The organism is Allobosea sp. UNC402CLCol (assembly GCF_000745475.1).
In the GTDB taxonomy this organism is placed as follows: Bacteria; Pseudomonadota; Alphaproteobacteria; order Rhizobiales; family Beijerinckiaceae; genus Allobosea; species Allobosea spartocytisi.
In genome coordinates this window covers 177,353-192,088 of record NZ_JQJJ01000009.1, presented here as the reverse complement: position 1 = coordinate 192,088, position 14,736 = coordinate 177,353, and the positions used below count along the sequence as shown (strand labels likewise).

Annotated in this window: 15 protein-coding genes; 6 read left to right on the top strand and 9 right to left on the bottom strand. The window is 68.5% G+C overall.

The window, feature by feature from the left end; all coding sequences use genetic code 11:
• Window positions 1-11: 11 nt before the first annotated feature.
• A complete protein-coding gene (locus GY40_RS08220) occupies window positions 12-2,525 on the top strand; it encodes a circularly permuted type 2 ATP-grasp protein (protein ID WP_197062712.1) in 2,514 nt (837 codons plus the stop codon).
• A complete protein-coding gene (locus GY40_RS08215) occupies window positions 2,522-3,400 on the top strand; it encodes a transglutaminase family protein (RefSeq protein ID WP_038360801.1) in 879 nt (292 codons plus the stop codon). The genes GY40_RS08220 and GY40_RS08215 overlap by 4 nt, the downstream gene beginning before the upstream one ends.
• Window positions 3,401-3,407: 7 nt before the next feature.
• Here the strand turns inward: GY40_RS08215 and GY40_RS08210 are convergent, their stop codons facing one another.
• Window positions 3,408-3,776 (bottom strand): winged helix-turn-helix transcriptional regulator, encoded by a 369-nt coding sequence (locus tag GY40_RS08210; protein ID WP_038360799.1) that lies wholly within the window; start codon window positions 3,774-3,776, stop codon window positions 3,408-3,410.
• A 99-nt stretch (window positions 3,777-3,875) separates the two neighbouring features.
• Here GY40_RS08210 and GY40_RS08205 point away from each other — a divergent pair, with 99 nt between their 5' ends.
• Both GY40_RS08205 and GY40_RS08200 read left to right on the top strand, forming a co-directional pair.
• Window positions 3,876-4,889: a zinc-binding alcohol dehydrogenase family protein gene (locus GY40_RS08205; protein ID WP_038360796.1), complete on the top strand. Its 1,014-nt coding sequence runs from the start codon at window positions 3,876-3,878 to the stop codon at window positions 4,887-4,889.
• A 74-nt stretch (window positions 4,890-4,963) separates the two neighbouring features.
• Entirely contained in the window at window positions 4,964-6,226 is a 1,263-nt protein-coding gene (locus GY40_RS08200; RefSeq protein WP_248311124.1) for an MFS transporter, read from the top strand.
• A 52-nt stretch (window positions 6,227-6,278) separates the two neighbouring features.
• Here the strand turns inward: GY40_RS08200 and GY40_RS08195 are convergent, their stop codons facing one another.
• Both GY40_RS08195 and GY40_RS27910 read right to left on the bottom strand, forming a co-directional pair.
• A complete protein-coding gene (locus tag GY40_RS08195; protein ID WP_038362233.1) occupies window positions 6,279-7,724 on the bottom strand; it encodes an aldehyde dehydrogenase family protein in 1,446 nt (481 codons plus the stop codon).
• Window positions 7,725-7,849: 125 nt separating this feature from the next.
• A complete protein-coding gene (locus GY40_RS27910) occupies window positions 7,850-8,002 on the bottom strand; it encodes a hypothetical protein (protein ID WP_166652960.1) in 153 nt (50 codons plus the stop codon).
• Window positions 8,003-8,151: 149 nt separating this feature from the next.
• On the opposite strand from GY40_RS27910, the gene GY40_RS08190 reads away from it, so the two are divergent.
• The gene (locus GY40_RS08190) at window positions 8,152-8,640 is read left to right on the top strand and encodes a pyridoxamine 5'-phosphate oxidase family protein (RefSeq protein ID WP_038360790.1); all 489 of its coding nucleotides are present in this window, start codon (window positions 8,152-8,154) and stop codon (window positions 8,638-8,640) included.
• Window positions 8,641-8,672: 32 nt separating this feature from the next.
• Here the strand turns inward: GY40_RS08190 and GY40_RS08185 are convergent, their stop codons facing one another.
• From GY40_RS08185 to GY40_RS08170, 4 genes are all read right to left on the bottom strand, one after another.
• A complete protein-coding gene (locus GY40_RS08185) occupies window positions 8,673-9,356 on the bottom strand; it encodes a phosphatase PAP2 family protein (RefSeq protein WP_051987665.1) in 684 nt (227 codons plus the stop codon).
• Window positions 9,357-9,406: 50 nt separating this feature from the next.
• Window positions 9,407-10,336 carry a diacylglycerol/lipid kinase family protein gene (locus GY40_RS26510; RefSeq protein WP_162737907.1) on the bottom strand — a complete coding sequence of 310 codons (930 nt, stop codon included), beginning with the start codon at window positions 10,334-10,336 and terminating at the stop codon, window positions 9,407-9,409.
• Window positions 10,337-10,397: 61 nt separating this feature from the next.
• On the bottom strand, window positions 10,398-11,285 hold the full coding sequence (locus GY40_RS08175) for a transglutaminase-like domain-containing protein (protein WP_051987836.1): 888 nt from the start codon (window positions 11,283-11,285) through the stop codon (window positions 10,398-10,400).
• A 226-nt stretch (window positions 11,286-11,511) separates the two neighbouring features.
• On the bottom strand, window positions 11,512-11,889 hold the full coding sequence (locus tag GY40_RS08170) for a PRC-barrel domain-containing protein (protein ID WP_081925263.1): 378 nt from the start codon (window positions 11,887-11,889) through the stop codon (window positions 11,512-11,514).
• A 296-nt stretch (window positions 11,890-12,185) separates the two neighbouring features.
• Here GY40_RS08170 and GY40_RS08165 point away from each other — a divergent pair, with 296 nt between their 5' ends.
• On the top strand, window positions 12,186-12,452 hold the full coding sequence (locus GY40_RS08165) for a glycine zipper domain-containing protein (protein ID WP_038360784.1): 267 nt from the start codon (window positions 12,186-12,188) through the stop codon (window positions 12,450-12,452).
• A 112-nt stretch (window positions 12,453-12,564) separates the two neighbouring features.
• Here the strand turns inward: GY40_RS08165 and GY40_RS08160 are convergent, their stop codons facing one another.
• Together GY40_RS08160 and GY40_RS08155 are read right to left on the bottom strand one after the other, a co-directional pair.
• Window positions 12,565-13,314 carry a UTRA domain-containing protein gene (locus tag GY40_RS08160; protein WP_051987663.1) on the bottom strand — a complete coding sequence of 250 codons (750 nt, stop codon included), beginning with the start codon at window positions 13,312-13,314 and terminating at the stop codon, window positions 12,565-12,567.
• Between the two features lie 8 nt (window positions 13,315-13,322).
• Window positions 13,323-14,690, bottom strand: coding sequence for a formimidoylglutamate deiminase (locus GY40_RS08155; RefSeq protein WP_081925262.1), 1,368 nt, complete (start codon window positions 14,688-14,690; stop codon window positions 13,323-13,325).
• Between the last annotated feature and the right edge of the window lie 46 nt (window positions 14,691-14,736).

Sequence of the window (14,736 nt, the reverse complement as noted above, 5' to 3'; positions counted from 1 at the left end):
AGCTTTTGGCAGTGCAGGGCCGCATCCGGTCTGGACGCACCAAGGCGGAGCGGCGCGCGGCGCTGCTCGCCGGCTATCGCCCCCTGCCCGGCGCCCGTGACGAGTTCGTCGACGCCGAGGGCGCCGTCCGGCCGCATTGGGAGCCCTTCCTGCAGGAATGGTGCGCGCTGTCGCAGGATGAGCTGCTGCAACGCTTCGGCCTGGCCGACCGGCATGTCCACGACACCGGCGTCTCCTATCGCGTCCATGGCGACATCGACGAACGCGACCCGAGCGCGGGCGAGCGCCCCTGGCCGCTGAGCCATGTGCCACTCGTCATCCCTGGCGCGGAATGGCAGACGATCGCCGCCGGCGTGGCGCAGCGGGCGCAACTGCTCTCGACCCTGCTCGACGACATCTACGGGCCGGGCGAGATCGTCGCGAAGGATCTGCTGCCGGCCGCGGTGGTCAGCGGCAGCCCCGATTATCTGCGCCCCCTGCACGGCGCGCCGGGCGGCGGCACGCTGCAGCTCTACGCCGCCGATCTCGGCCGGGGGCCGGACGGGCGCTGGTGGGTGCTGCAGGATCGCGCCCAGGCGCCTTCGGGCACGGGCTATGCGCTGGAAAACCGGCTGGCGCTGACGCGCGCCTTTCCGGACATGTTCCGCAGCATGAACATCGAGCGGCTGGCGGCTTTCTTCCAGAGCTTCCGGGCCGGGCTGGTCGCGCGCTCGAAGCGGATCGAGCCGCGCATCTGCCTGCTGACGCCGGGCCCGCTCAACGAGAGCTATTTCGAACAGGCCTATCTCGCGCGCTATCTCGGCTTCCTCCTGGTGGAGGGCGGCGACCTCCTGATGCGGGAAGGGCGCGTGCATGTGCGCACCATCGCGGGCTTAAAGCGCGCCGACGTGATCTGGCGGCGCATCGACGGCGATTTCGCCGATCCGCTCGAGCTCAACGCACAATCGGCGCTCGGCGTCGCCGGCCTCGTCGAGGCGGTGCGGGAGGGCAATGTCCATATCGCCAACGGCCTCGGCTCGGGCGTCGTCGAGGCGCGCGCGCTGATGGGTTTCCTGCCAGCGGTGGCCCGCCAGCTCCTCGGCGAGGAGCTGATCCTGCCCAATATCGCGACCTGGTGGTGCGGCCAGCGGCGCGAGCGCGAGGCCGTGCTCGACCGCCTCGACGAGATGAGCATCGCGCCAGCCTTCCGCAGCGCCGGCGGCGGGCTCGACACCGGCCCCGTGCTCGCCGGCGATCTGCCGGCGTCCGAGCGCGAGGCGCTGCGCGCCCGCATCGCCGCACGCGGCATGGACTATGTCGGGCAGGAGATCGTCCGGCTCTCGACCATGCCGGTGTTCCAGAACGGCCGGCTCGAACCGCACCCGATGACGCTGCGCGTCTTCGCCGCCGCGACCCCGGACGGCTGGAAGGTGATGCCCGGCGGCTTCTGCCGGATCTCGGACGAGCCGGATGCGCGCGCCGTCAGCCTGCGCAACGGCGTACGCTCCAGCGATGTCTGGGTGACGGCCGATGCGCCGGTCGAGCCTCTCACGCTGCTGCCGACGCCGGACCGCATCGCCATCCGCCGCATCACCGGCACCTTGCCGAGCCGCGCGGCGGACAATCTGTTCTGGCTCGGACGTTACCTGGAGCGCTGCGAGGCAACCTTGCGCCTCGTGCGCGCCTTGCTCGGCCGGCTGATCGATTCCGATCCCGCTCCGGGACGCAGCGGGACCGTGCGCCGGCTGGGTGATCTGCTCGTGGCCTGGGGCTCGGCCCAGCGCGGCCGCAGCCAGAGCCCGGCGACGCAAGCCTATTCGGCGCTCTACAGCCTCGACGATTACGGCTCCGCCGCAGCCTCGGTGCGCGAGGCCCGGCGCACCGCCTCCGTCATCCGCGAGCGGCTCTCGGTCGATGCCTGGCGGCTGTTCGGCGATCTGCAGAGCCAGCTCACGCCGAAGGAAGGGCGCAAGCCCTCGGAGGGCGAAGCCTACGAGATCGCCGACCGCGCCCTGAAGACGCTCGCGGCCTTCTCCGGTCTCAGCCAGGAGAACATGGTGCGCGGGGCGGGCTGGCGCTTCCTCGATATCGGCCGGCGGCTGGAACGCGGCGTCGGCACCTGCCGCTTCGCCCGGCAATTCGCCGAGAACGACGCCTCGGTCGACTCGCTCGACGCCTTGCTCGACCTGACGGATTCGCAGATCACCTACCGCTCGCGCTATCTGCTCGGCGCGAGTCTCCAGCCCGTGCTCGATCTGGTGATGCTCGATCCCTACAATCCGCGCTCGGTTGCCTTCCAGATCGAGCGGCTCGAGGCCGAGATCGCGGATCTGCCCTCCCTGACGGAGGACGGCATGCTGGAGGCGCCGCGCCGGCTCATCCTGCGGCTCGCCGCCGATTGCCGCACCGCCGAGGCCAGCCGGCTCGACCGCACCAGCATCCTGCTGTTCGAGCAGTTGCTGATGGGGATATCCAGCGCCATCGCCGACCGCTACTTCCTCCAGAACAGCGGCCCCGAAGGGTCGCGACTGACAGGCATCGCGTGATCTACGACGTCCGCCACGTCACCACCTACGGCTACAGCCGGCAGGTGCCCTTCGCGCGCTGCATCATGCGGCTGCTGCCGCGCGACGGCTCCGGCCAGAGCGTGCAGAAGAGCGAGCTCTCGGTCATGCCGCGCCCGGCCGAACGCAGCGACGCGGCCTGCTTCTTCGGCAACCGGATGACGACGGTGACAATCACCAAGCCGCATCGCGAGCTGAAGGTCGAGATGCGGGCGCGCCTCTCCGTCGAGCGCTCTGCCCCGCCGCATCCCGGGCTGACGCGCGGCTGGGAGGAGGTCGCAGCGCTGGCGCTCGCCTCCGACAGTCTCGCGCCGGCGTCGCCGACGCATCACATCTATCCCAGCCGGCTGGTGCCCGAGGTCGGCGCCGTCGTCGCCTATGCGCGTACGAGCTTCGGCAAGGGACGGCCGGTGCTGGAAGCGGCGAGCGAATTGATGGCGCGGATCCGGCACGACTTCACCTACGACCCCGCCGCAACGGAGGTCTCGACCCCGTTGGCGGAGGCTTTCGCCCAGCGCCACGGCGTCTGCCAGGATTTCGCGCATATCATGATCGCGGGCTTGAGGGGGCTCGGACTGCCCGCGGCCTATGTCAGCGGCTATATCCGCACCATTCCGCCCCCGGGCCAGAAGCGGCTCGAAGGCGCCGATGCCAGCCATGCCTGGGCGCTGCTCTGGTGCGGCCCCGAGACGGGCTGGGTGGGGCTGGACCCGACCAACGACCTGATCGTCGCCGACGACCACATCGTCACAGCCATCGGCCGCGACTATGCCGATGTCGCACCGCTCGACGGGGTGCTGATCGGGCCGGGCTCGCAGAAGATCGGCGTCGCGGTGGACGTGATCCCGGTCGGCTGAAGAGCGCTCAGGCCGCTTCCTCGGACGGGTGAGCCGGCGCCGGCATCCGCGCATGCGCCTCGCCCCAGGCCTTCAGCGCCATGATGACCGGCTCGAGCGTGCGGCCCTTGGCCGAGAGGCTGTATTCGACGCGCGGCGGCACTTGCGGATAGACCACGCGGACGATCAGCCCATCCGCCTCCAGCTCGCGCAACTGATTGGTCAGCATGCGCTGCGTCGCGCCCGGCATGCGGCGGCGGATTTCGTTGAAGCGCAAGGTGCCGGCCGTGAGCAGGTGATAGAGCGCGATGCCCTTCCACTTGCCGCCGATGAAGCCGAGCGCCGCCTCGACGGGGCACCCCGGCGAACAGTAAGGCTCCTGGAAACGCGGCGGCATGACGGTATCCTTTTCGACACTATGGGCTGAATTTGTGCGTTCTTGCGCTATTTGCAGGTTAAGCTCATCTGGCCTCCATCGCAACGCAGGAGAGACGCCATGCGCGCCGTCGGATACCGCCAGTCACTGCCCATCACCGCGGAAGACAGCCTGATCGACCTCGATCTGCCGAAGCCGGCCGCCGGGGCGCGCGATCTGCTCGTCGCGGTCAAGGCCGTCTCGGTCAACCCGGTCGATACCAAGGTGCGGATGCGCAACCAGCCTGCGGCGGGCGAAAGCGCCGTGCTCGGCTGGGACGCGGCGGGGATCGTCGAGGCGGTCGGCTCCGAGGTCACCGGGTTCAAGCCGGGAGATGCCGTGTTCTATGCCGGCGCGATCAACCGTCCCGGCAGCAACGCCGAATTCCACCTCGTCGACGCGCGCATCGCCGGGCCGAAGCCCGCCTCGCTCGGCTTCGCGGAAGCCGCCGCGCTGCCGCTGACCGCGATCACCGCCTGGGAGATGCTGTTCGACCGGCTGAAGATCCGCGATGCGGTGCCGGGCGCCGCGAACGCGCTTGTGATCGTCGGCGGCGCCGGCGGCGTCGGCTCGATCGCGATCCAGCTCGCGCGCCGGCTGACCGACGTCACGGTGATCGCCACCGCCTCCCGCCCCGAGACGCAAGCCTGGGCCAAGGAGCTCGGCGCCCATCATGTCGTCGACCACACCAAGGCGCTGCCGGAGCAGATCGCCGCGCTCGGCCTCGGCGCGCCGGCCTTCGTCTTCTCGACGACGCATACCGACACCCATCTCGCCGGTATCGTCGAGCTGCTGGCGCCGCAGGGGCGGCTCGGCCTGATCGATGATCCCAAGACGCTCGACGTCACCCTGCTGAAGCGCAAGAGCCTCTCGCTGCATTGGGAGTTCATGTTCACCCGCCCTGTGTTCCAGACGGCCGATATCGCAGAGCAGGGCAAGCTGCTGGCGGAGGTCTCGCGTCTCGTCGACGCCGGCACGATCCGCACGACGCTCGGCGAGCATTTCGGCGCGATCAACGCGGCCAATCTGAAACGGGCTCACGCGCTGATCGAGAGCAACCGCGCGAAGGGCAAGATCGTGCTGGAAGGCTTCTGACGACACCCTTATCCGGCGCCCGGCACATCACCTGCGGTTTCCGAAGTCTCGCGACTGGAGTCGAGCGGCAGGGAATGCTAGCGAGCCCCGGTCACGCCGGGGCCCGCCTGTTCATGTTCATCCTGAAACCGCTGGGCGACAAGCGCATCGGCCTGCTCTGGTCTTCGCAGTTGCTCTCCGCCACCGGTGCGGAATTCTACATGGTGGCGGTGATCTGGATCGCCTCCTCGCTGATCGGCCGCGACGCCGGCTATGTCTCGGCGTTGCAATCGGGCGCCCTGCTTTTCGGCAGCCTGTTCGCCGGAGCCCTCACCGATCGCTGGCGGCATGCGACGACGATGGTCGGCGTCAGCCTGTTCCGGGCGGCGCTTCTCCTGCTGCTGGCGGCGGCGAGCGCCTTCGGCTTCATGAGCCTGCCCCTGCTCGCAGTGACCGCGGGCGCCGTCGCGCTCGCCACCTCAGTCTATGACCCCGCCTTGCAGGCGACGCTGCCGATCCTGGCGCCCGGCACCTCGATCCGCCACGCCGTCAACGGGCTGTTCGACGCGACGCGGCGCATGGCGCGTATCCTCGGCCCCAGCCTGATCGCGCTCGTCAACGGCCTCGTGCCGATCGGCCAGTTCTTCGCCATCACGGCCGGCGGGTTCCTGCTCTCGGCGCTCGGCGTCCGGGCCGCCCTGAAGGGGGCGCCGTTGCCCGCGCCACCCGAGACGCGCCGCGGCCTGTCGTCGGTGCTCGACGCGATCATGGGCGGGGCGCGTGCCGTGCGGCATCACCGCCTGATGCATTTCGGCCTCATCGCCGACTTCGTCGGCAACGTCACCTGGTCGATGGGCGTTCTGCTCGGCATGGCGCTTTATCTGCGCATGACGAGCGCCGAGCCGCTGACCGCCTACAGCCTGATGATGACCGCCTATGGCGCCGGCAATCTCGCCGCGAATCTCGTCCTGGCCGGCATCACGCCGAAGCGGCCGCTGCTGTGGCTCGTGATGTCGAAGCTCACCTTCGGGCTGGGCGTGCTGCTGATGCCCTTCGCGCCGAATACGGCGGCCTTGATGGCCTGCGCAGCGCTGGCCGCGGTCAATGGCCCGTTCGAAAATCTGGCGCTTCTGCACATCATCCAGCACGATTTCCCGCCGCAGCGGATCGCACAGGTCTATCGCCTGCAGATGTGCGCCGTGTTCGGCGGTTCGCTCATCGGCTATCTTGCCGCGCCGAGCCTGTTCGCCGCCTTCGGCCTCGCGCCCATGATCGCCACGCTCGGCGCCGTCACGCTGGCGACGGGGCTGGTCGGCCTGGCGCTGTCGCGCCTGCTGCACGGGCCGAGGCCGACATGAAAACGGCCCCGTCCGAAGACGGGGCCGTATTGTTCCTGCCTGATGCAGCCAGTCAGGCCAACGTGTAGGCCGTCTTGACGGTGGTGTAGAACTCCTTGGCGTAGGCGCCCTGCTCGCGCGGGCCGTAGCTGGAGCCCTTCCGACCGCCGAACGGCACGTGATAATCGACGCCCGCGGTCGGCAAGTTGACCATCACCATGCCGGCTTCGCTGTTGCGCTTGAAATGCGTCGCATACTTCAACGAGGTCGTGCAGATGCCCGAGGAGAGGCCGAACTCGGTGTCGTTGGCGACGGCCAGCGCCTCGTCATAATCCTTGACGCGGACGATGTTGGCGACCGGGCCGAAGACCTCCTCGCGCGAGATGCGCATGGCGTTGGTGGTCTCGGTGAACAGCGCCGGCTGAAGGTAGAAGCCAGGGGTGTCGCGCTTCAAGAGCTCGCCGCCGAAGGCGAGCTTGCCGCCCTCGTCCTTGGCGATCTGGATGTATTTCAGGTTCTGGTCGAGCTGGCTCTGGTCGACCACCGGGCCGATATGGGTGCCGGCCTTGAGCGCATCGTCGACACTGAGCCCCTTCAGCCGCTCGATGCAGGCCTCGACGAACCTGTCATGGATGCCGGCCTGGACGATCAGGCGCGAGGAGGCGGTGCAGCGCTGGCCGGTGGAGAAGAAGGCGCCGTTCACGGCGACCTCGACGGCGACCTTCAGATCGGCGTCATCCAGCACGACGAGCGGGTTCTTGCCACCCATCTCGAGCTGGACCTTCTTCATCGGGTTGCCCGCGATGCAGGCGGCCGCGACCTTGCGTCCGGTCGCGACCGAGCCGGTGAAGGAGATGGCGGTGACGTCCTTGTGCTCGAGCAGCGCCTGGCCGACGACCGAGCCGCGGCCCATGACGAGGTTGAGCACGCCCTTGGGCAGGCCGGCGCGCTGGATGATGTCGACCAGCGCCCAGGCCGAGCCCGGCACCAGATCGGCCGGCTTGATGACGACGCAATTGCCCCAGGCCAGAGCCGGCGCGATCTTCCAGGCCGGGATCGCGATCGGGAAGTTCCAGGGCGTGATCATGCCGATGATGCCGAGCGGGTCGCGGGTGATCTCGACGCCGACGCCAGGGCGCACCGACGGGACCATCTCTCCGGAGAGGCGCAGGCATTCACCGGCGAAGAAGGCGAAGACCTGGCCGGCACGGCCCGCCTCGCCGATGCCCTCGGCCAGGGTCTTGCCCTCCTCCCGCGAGAGCAGCCGGCCGAGCTCGTCCTTGCGGGCGAGGATCTCGTCGGAGGCCTTCTTCAGGATGTCGTAGCGCTCCTGCGGCGTGGTGCGGCTCCAGGCCGGGAAAGCGGCCTTGGCGGCGGCGACGGCGTTGTTCAGATCCTCGACCGAGCCTTGAGTGTACTCGCCGACGACGTCGTTGGTGTTCGAGGGGTTGATGTTGCGCGAGGCGTTGACGCCGCCAGCCCATTCGCCGGCGATCAGGTTCTTGAAGGGCGCGTTCATCTGCATCTCTCCCGGGGCAATGAATCCTCGCGGGCGGTGTTAGCGCCTTTGCCCCCGGAAGGCCAATGCCCCCGCGACTGCCTGCCACCCGCCTGCCGCAAGGCGATCGAAAACGGCGCGCCTGCCTACTTCTTCTCGATCGAGAGACCGTTCTTTCCGAGATTGATCTCGACCCCTTCGGGCCGCTTCTTTTCCTGGTAGAGCGAATAGCCGGTCACCGCGAGGGCAGCGACGAGAACGACGACGAGAATGGCGAGCAGATTGCGCGATGCGGGCATATGTTTTCCTGAAACGGGCGGCGGAGGCCGCGGCGCAGGGCAAACCCCTGTTGCGGCGCAAAGGTTCCCTCGCGATGGAACGTCGCCCTCCTCCAGGCGTTTCCATCGGCCGCGCAGCATGAGATAGTCGCGTGGTGCAGGAGCGAGCGATGCCGGACACGGAATTGCAGGAGCGGATCTGGGCGGCGCTCGACGCGCACCCGGTCTATATGGTGTCGCTGATCGCGGAGGACGGGCTGAGGACGCGGCCGATGTCGGGGCATCTCGACCGGGAGCATCACCGCCTGCTGTTCATCACGCATCGTCATACCGGGATCATCGGCGAGGCGCTGCGTTCGCCTTCGGTCTCGATCGCGATCAGCCATGAGGATCGCAACTTCTACGCGGCCATCGCCTGCTCGGCCTCCGAGTTGCCGAGCCGTGATCTCCTGCGGGAGGTTTGGACACCGATGGCGAGCGCCTGGTTCCCGAACGGCCCGGACGATCCGGACGCCACGCTGCTGGCGCTGACGCCGGTCTCGGCCGAGATCTGGGAGGGGCCGTCCAGCGGCGTGCTGGTGGCCTTCAAGCTCGCCACCGCCAAGATCCTGGGCCGGACGCCCGATCTCGGCGTCAACGCCACCATCGACATGCGCTGAACGGAGCTGCCGGACGATCCCGCCGGCGATAGTCAGCCCGGATCGGAGGCCGCCGCCCAGCGGCCGATCCAGGCCGTGGCGACGCTCGACCAGACGACGCCGAGGGACCAGCCGCCGAGCACGTCGGTCGGCCAGTGGACGCCGAGATAGATGCGGCTGAGGCCGATCAGCAGGATCATCACCCAGGCGAGGACAAGGCACAGCAGGGCGATGTCATCGCGCCGCGAGGCGATGCCGACACAACCGGCGATGCTCAGCATCGTCGCGGCCGAGAGGAAGGCGTGGCCGCTGGGGAAGCTCGCCGTGAAGGTCAGCGCGGTGTGGGCGACGATGTCGGGCCTCTCCCGGCCGATCGCGATCTTCAGGCCGTTGCTGACCAGGAGTGCCGTCAACACGCTCAGGACCAGCCCGGCCGCGAGACGGCGATAACCGCAGAGCCACAGCGCCAGCGCCGCAGCCGTCGTGATGAAGAAGAGCCCGACGAAGCTGCCGAACGCCGTCATGTCCCGCACCGCCTCCTGGAACCAGGCCGGGCCGAGCGGCTGGGCTGGATTGCCCGGCTCGCGGAACAGCAGGATCAGGCTCCGGTCGAAAGCGAAGCTGTGGCCGGACGCGATGAAGCCGGCCAGCGCGACGAAGACCAGGCCGGCGAGGACGGGAACGACCAGCCGCGGACGTAGCGGAGAAGGAATCTGGCCGGGTACGGGGCGGGACATCGGGGCGTCGATTCTCATAAACTCAGGACCGTTGCCTCGTCGCATTGCCTTCACGCGAGCCGGTTACCCGCCTCGCTCGACAAGGCTCTCGAGGAGCGAGCGGCAATGACGCGAAAGGCCCGCGGCAGCAAGCGGTATGTCAGGGAGCCGGATCTGCGCTCGACCTCGCCATCGAAGGTGACGTGGCCACGGCGCTTGTCGCGCCGCCGCAGCACCACCTCGTCCCCGGTGAAGGAGGTGAGGTTCCGTGAGGAGCGCCAACGACCGGAGACGACCGAGAGCGCCGCCTTGCTGCGGGAATAGAGGCCGCCGGCGTTCAGCACATGGACCTCGAAGATGCCGGCGTCGAGCCGCTCGCGGCGCCATTCCGCGCCGTCGAAGCGGTTGACGGTGACCAGTACCGCATCCGCATCGACGACGAGATGCTCGCTGCCGATGCGGATATCGACCGAGATCGGCCGGGTGAACAGGATCGAGCGCGTCGCCGCGACGCCGAAGGCAGCGACGCGGCTGAAGGGAAAGCGCCGGCGCGCATATTCGCGCTCGCGCGCCATCAGGCTGAAGAAGCCCAGGCCGGAGATCGAATGAAACAGCCTGTCATTGACCCGGCCGACATCCATCTCGACCGGCTCACCCTCGCACAGCGCCGCGACCTGCTGTTCCAGCGGGCCCAACAATCCGAGATCGCGCCCCAGCACGTTGACGGTGCCCATCGGCAGGATGCCGACGGGGCAGGCCGCCTGGATCAGCACCGGCAGGACGCGGTTGATCGTGCCGTCGCCCCCGGCGATGACCGGAACGGCGTCGCTGGTTTGGACCGCGAGCGCCAGGGCGTCGTCCAATTCGCGTGGCGCGACGAGCTTGACTTCGGCGGTCGAGCCATGCGCCGCGAAGGCGGCTGTCAGCCGCTCGGAAAAAGCGTGGGCTCCGACTTCGAGGACGGTGCCCGCGCGGGCGTTGACAATCACCGTATGACGCATCGCCCGGTCGAGATGGGGCGCCCGGAGCCGTTCGCAAGGCGCCTCGGACGGGAGCGATGCCTCAGGCCGCGGCAGGGCGGGCATCGAACTGCGGCGGCATCGCCGGCGCGAGCGGCATGGGCAGTTCTTCGATTTCCTCGGTGACGACCTCGAAGCGCTGCACCGTATGCGTGCCGAAGGAACTGATCATCGCCACATCCGTCGCGTCCCGGCCGCGCGCGATCACGATGCGGCCGATGCGCGGCTCATTGTGACGGGCGTCGAAAGTGTGCCAGCGACCGCCGAGGAAGACCTCGAACCAGGCATTGAAATCCATCGGCGCCGGATTCGCCGGCACGCCGATATCGCCGAGATAGCCGTTGCAGTAGCGCGCCGGGATGTTCATGCAGCGGCACAGGGCGACCGCCAGATGGGCGAAGTCGCGGCAGACACCGACCCGCTCCTCGAAAGCCTCGGCAGCGGTACGGGTGCTGCGCGCGAAATCGTAGCCGAAGGTCAGGTGGTTGTGGACGAAATCGGTGATCGCCTGCACACGAGCCCAGCCCGGAGGAACCTGGCCGAACAGGCGCCAGGCCTGATCGCAGAGCCTGTCGGTCTCGCAGTAGCGGCTGCCCAGCAGGTAGACGAGCGCCTCGTCCGGCAGCCGCGCCGGCGGCGTCTCCTGCACCGAGGGGCTCTGACGGTCGGGCTCGCCGGAATCATGGATGACGCCCTCTGATTCAAGCCGGATGCCACCGGCCGGCGCAACCAGCCGCCGGCAGATGTTTCCGAAGGCGTCCCGATGCTGGCTGACAGCGATCTCGACGGACGGATCGCGCAAGGCCGTCGCCCGCATCTCATCGGGTCGCATCAGGTCATGGCGGCGGGAAGGGTGGACATCGAGCAGCGTCATGAGTGGCATGTCGTGCTCGCAGACAAGTTCTATCCGATACCCGTAACGGATCTGCATATCGCTCTCCCGATTGAAGGGCGGCCTGTTGCGGGCCATGCACCGCTGCGGCTCTGCTGACTGAACCCTCTCTGATCAGACGCGGAGCGGGGGTGCCTGGTTCCGGCCCGGCCGGAAAAATACGGTTCCCAAAAAAGGAAGATGCGGGCCTTTCGGCCCGCATCCCGCCGCCACGGCGGTTCGGCTGGGGGGATAGCAACCGCCGCGACCTGCGCCTGGGCTGCCTCTACATCATCCAGTAGGGCATCGTGCCGTAGTAATCGTGGACACGCTTGCCGTAAGCCTTGTCCTCCCAGTCGGGCTCGCCCTCGCTGTCATACATCGGGGCGGCCTCGAGCTTTTCCTTGGTCAGAGGCACGACATAGCCGCCACGCTGGGGGTCGTAGTCGAGAACGCTCCATGGAATGGGGTGGTACTTCTCGCCGAGCCCCAGAAAGCCGCCGAACGACATGATGGCGTAGGCGACCTTGCCGGTCTGCTTGTCCAGCATGATGTCGTAGATCTCGCCCAGATGATCGCCCGACGTGTTGTAGACATCCGTCCCGGCGACACGGGCTCCGGCGATCAGCGGATTCGAGCTGGCAGAAACATGGGTCATGGTCATTGTTCGCTCCATCCGGTTGGGCCGCACCGCCTGCACTGAAGCGGGGCACGGCTCTCAAGCTCGTTGGGTCAACTCGTCTCCGGGATGAAGGTTCCGTCGATTCCGGGCTCTCCGCGATCGCCTTGGGCGGCCGGCTCGCGGGCACGGGGGCGTTCCTGAAACGGTCTTATTTTGCGCGCCTTTCTCATGCCGTCTCCCGGTCGATGCCACCAGCGCCGGAACATTTTCGATGCCGGGCCGTTGGGGCTGCGAGCGACAAGCGAACTCGACAATGGGACTCGAGAGGAGGGACTCGAATGAAAAAGCTGATACTGATCGTCGCAATGGGTGCGGCCATTGGAGCGGGCGCCTGCACGCCCCGTGAGCAGAATGCCGGCACGGGCGCGCTGATCGGCGCCGGGGCCGGCGCCATCATCGGCGGCGCGGCGACAGGTCGTGCGGGCGGCGCTCTGGCGGGCGCGGCGATCGGCGGCGCGAGCGGCGCCATCATCGGCGGCGCCGCGACTCCGCAACGCTGCTATGGCCGTGACGAGTGGGGCCGCCGCGTGGTCTACGACTGCTGATTTCGGTCCATCCCGGGACGGATACCCGTCTCATGAGACAAGGCCCGCCGGTCATGGCGGGCCTTTTTTATGACCGATGGCACCGACAAGGCCGCAGCGAATTCAACGCGTCCTAAACCTGGCCATAGGGGCCGAAACGCCCGACGAAGCGGTGCCTCGGCCCGGGATAGAGCAGACGTACCGCCGTCACCGGCCGGTCCTGGTTCCAGGTCCGGCGCTCGACGAGCAGGCAGGGCTCTCCGACCGCGATCTCGAGCAGGACGGCCTCGTCGCCCTGCGCGCCGACGGCGCTGATCGCATGTTCCGCCTGCGACCAGAGGCTGTGCTTGAGCAGCCAGTCGCCCGGCGGCGTCTGCGCGAAATCCTCCTCCGCCAGCCCCGCCACGGAAGCCGCGTGGATGACGCGCTCCTCCAGCACATGCGGCTTGCCGCCGGCGCGATGCAGCACCACGAGATGGGTGACCTTGTCCGAGCGCTTCAAGCCGAAACGCTCGGCGACTTCGGGGGCGGGCCGGCCATCGCTGCGCGAAAGAACGTCATGGGCATAGGCCTGGCCGAGCTGCTCCACCTCCTCCGGGATCGAGAGAATGTCGAGCATGGCGTGGCTGGCGGGCGGGCTCGCGACGACGGTGCCCGAGCGGCGCCGGCGGATGATCAGCCCCTCGCGGGCGAGCTGCACGAGCGCGCGGTGCACCGTCATCCGCGAGGCGCCGAGCTGTTCCATCAGGGCGTGCTCCGGCGGCACGCCGGTGCCCGGCGGCCATTCGCCACTGACCACCAGATCACGGATCGCGCGCCGGATCTGATCGTAGACCGGCCCGGTGCCGTCCAGCTTCACCGCATCGAGCCGGGTCTCCGTCATCCTGTCCCCTATGCGGCTGCGAGCAGGCGCCGCATCACGCCGGCAAAGCGCACGCGCACCGAATCGCGGGCGATGTGCCGCCCCTCGGCGACGACACTCCTGCCACCGACGACGACATCGCGCAAAGGCAGTGCGTTGGCCGCGAAGATCGCGCTGTCGACCGCCTCCGCGCCTGCCCGGCCGACAAGCGCCGGATGATCGGTGTCGAGCGTGATGAAATCGGCGCGATGTCCGGGCGCGATCCGTCCGATGGCCCGGCCGCAGGCTTGAGCCCCTCCGGCGCAGGCCGCCTGCCAGAGCGCAAGGCCCGTCGAAGCCTCCTCCTCCGCGAACAGCGCACGGCGGCGATCGCGCAGGCGCTGCGAATATTCGAGCTGGCGCAACTCGGCGCCCGCATCGATCTGGATGTTGGAATCGCTGCCGACGCCATAGGCGCCACCGGCTTGCGCGTAGCGGATGCCGTCGAAAATGCCGTCGCCGAGGCTGGATTCGGTGATCGGGCACAGGCCGGCCACCGCGCCGCTCAAGGCAATGCCGTCACGCTCGGCGTCGCTCAGATGCGTCGCATGGATCAGGCACCAGCGCTGGTCGAGCGGGACCGTGTCCATCAGCAATTCGACCGGGCGCCTGCCGGTGATCTTCAGGCTGGCCTCGACCTCAGGCACCTGCTCGGCGACATGGATATGGACGGGATCGTTCGGGCGCAGCGACGACACCCAGCCGAGATCGTCGAGCGCGACCGCGCGCAGCGAATGCGGGGCGACGCCGAGCCGCGCGTCCGGCAGGTCGCGGATCGCCACGGCACTGCCTTCCAGCAGGCGCTGATAGGCGTCGCGCTCGTTGACGAAGCGGCGCTGGCCATGGACCGCGGGCGCCTGCCCGAAATTGCCGAAACGATAGAGCACCGGGAGAAGCGTGAGGCCGAGCCCGGTTTCCGCCGCGGCTGAGGCAATCGCCTGCCCCATCGCCGCGATATTCGCATAAGGGCGGCCGTCCTTGTCGTGGTGCAGGTAGTGGAATTCCGCGAGCGCGGTGAAGCCGCCCTCCAGCATCTCGACGAAGGCCTGCGCCGCGATGGCCTGCACATCCTCGGGGTCGAGCCGGTCGAGGAAGCGATACATCACCTCGCGCCAGGTCCAGAAGGAATCCTCCGGCGCGCCGCGCCGCTCGGACAGTCCGGCCATGCCGCGCTGGAAGGCGTGGCTGTGCAGGTTCGGCATGCCCGGCAACGCGATGCCTCGGAAATTCCGGCCGCCCGGCTCCGGCGGCGCCCCGGCCTCGACAGCCGTGATCACGCCCTGCTCCAGTGTCAATTTCACATGGCTGGCAAAGCCTTCAGGCAAAAGAGCCTCGGCCAGATGCAGGGTCTCGGTCACCGCTTCGCTCCATCGGTTATTTGCATATGCAATTACACACTTGCCA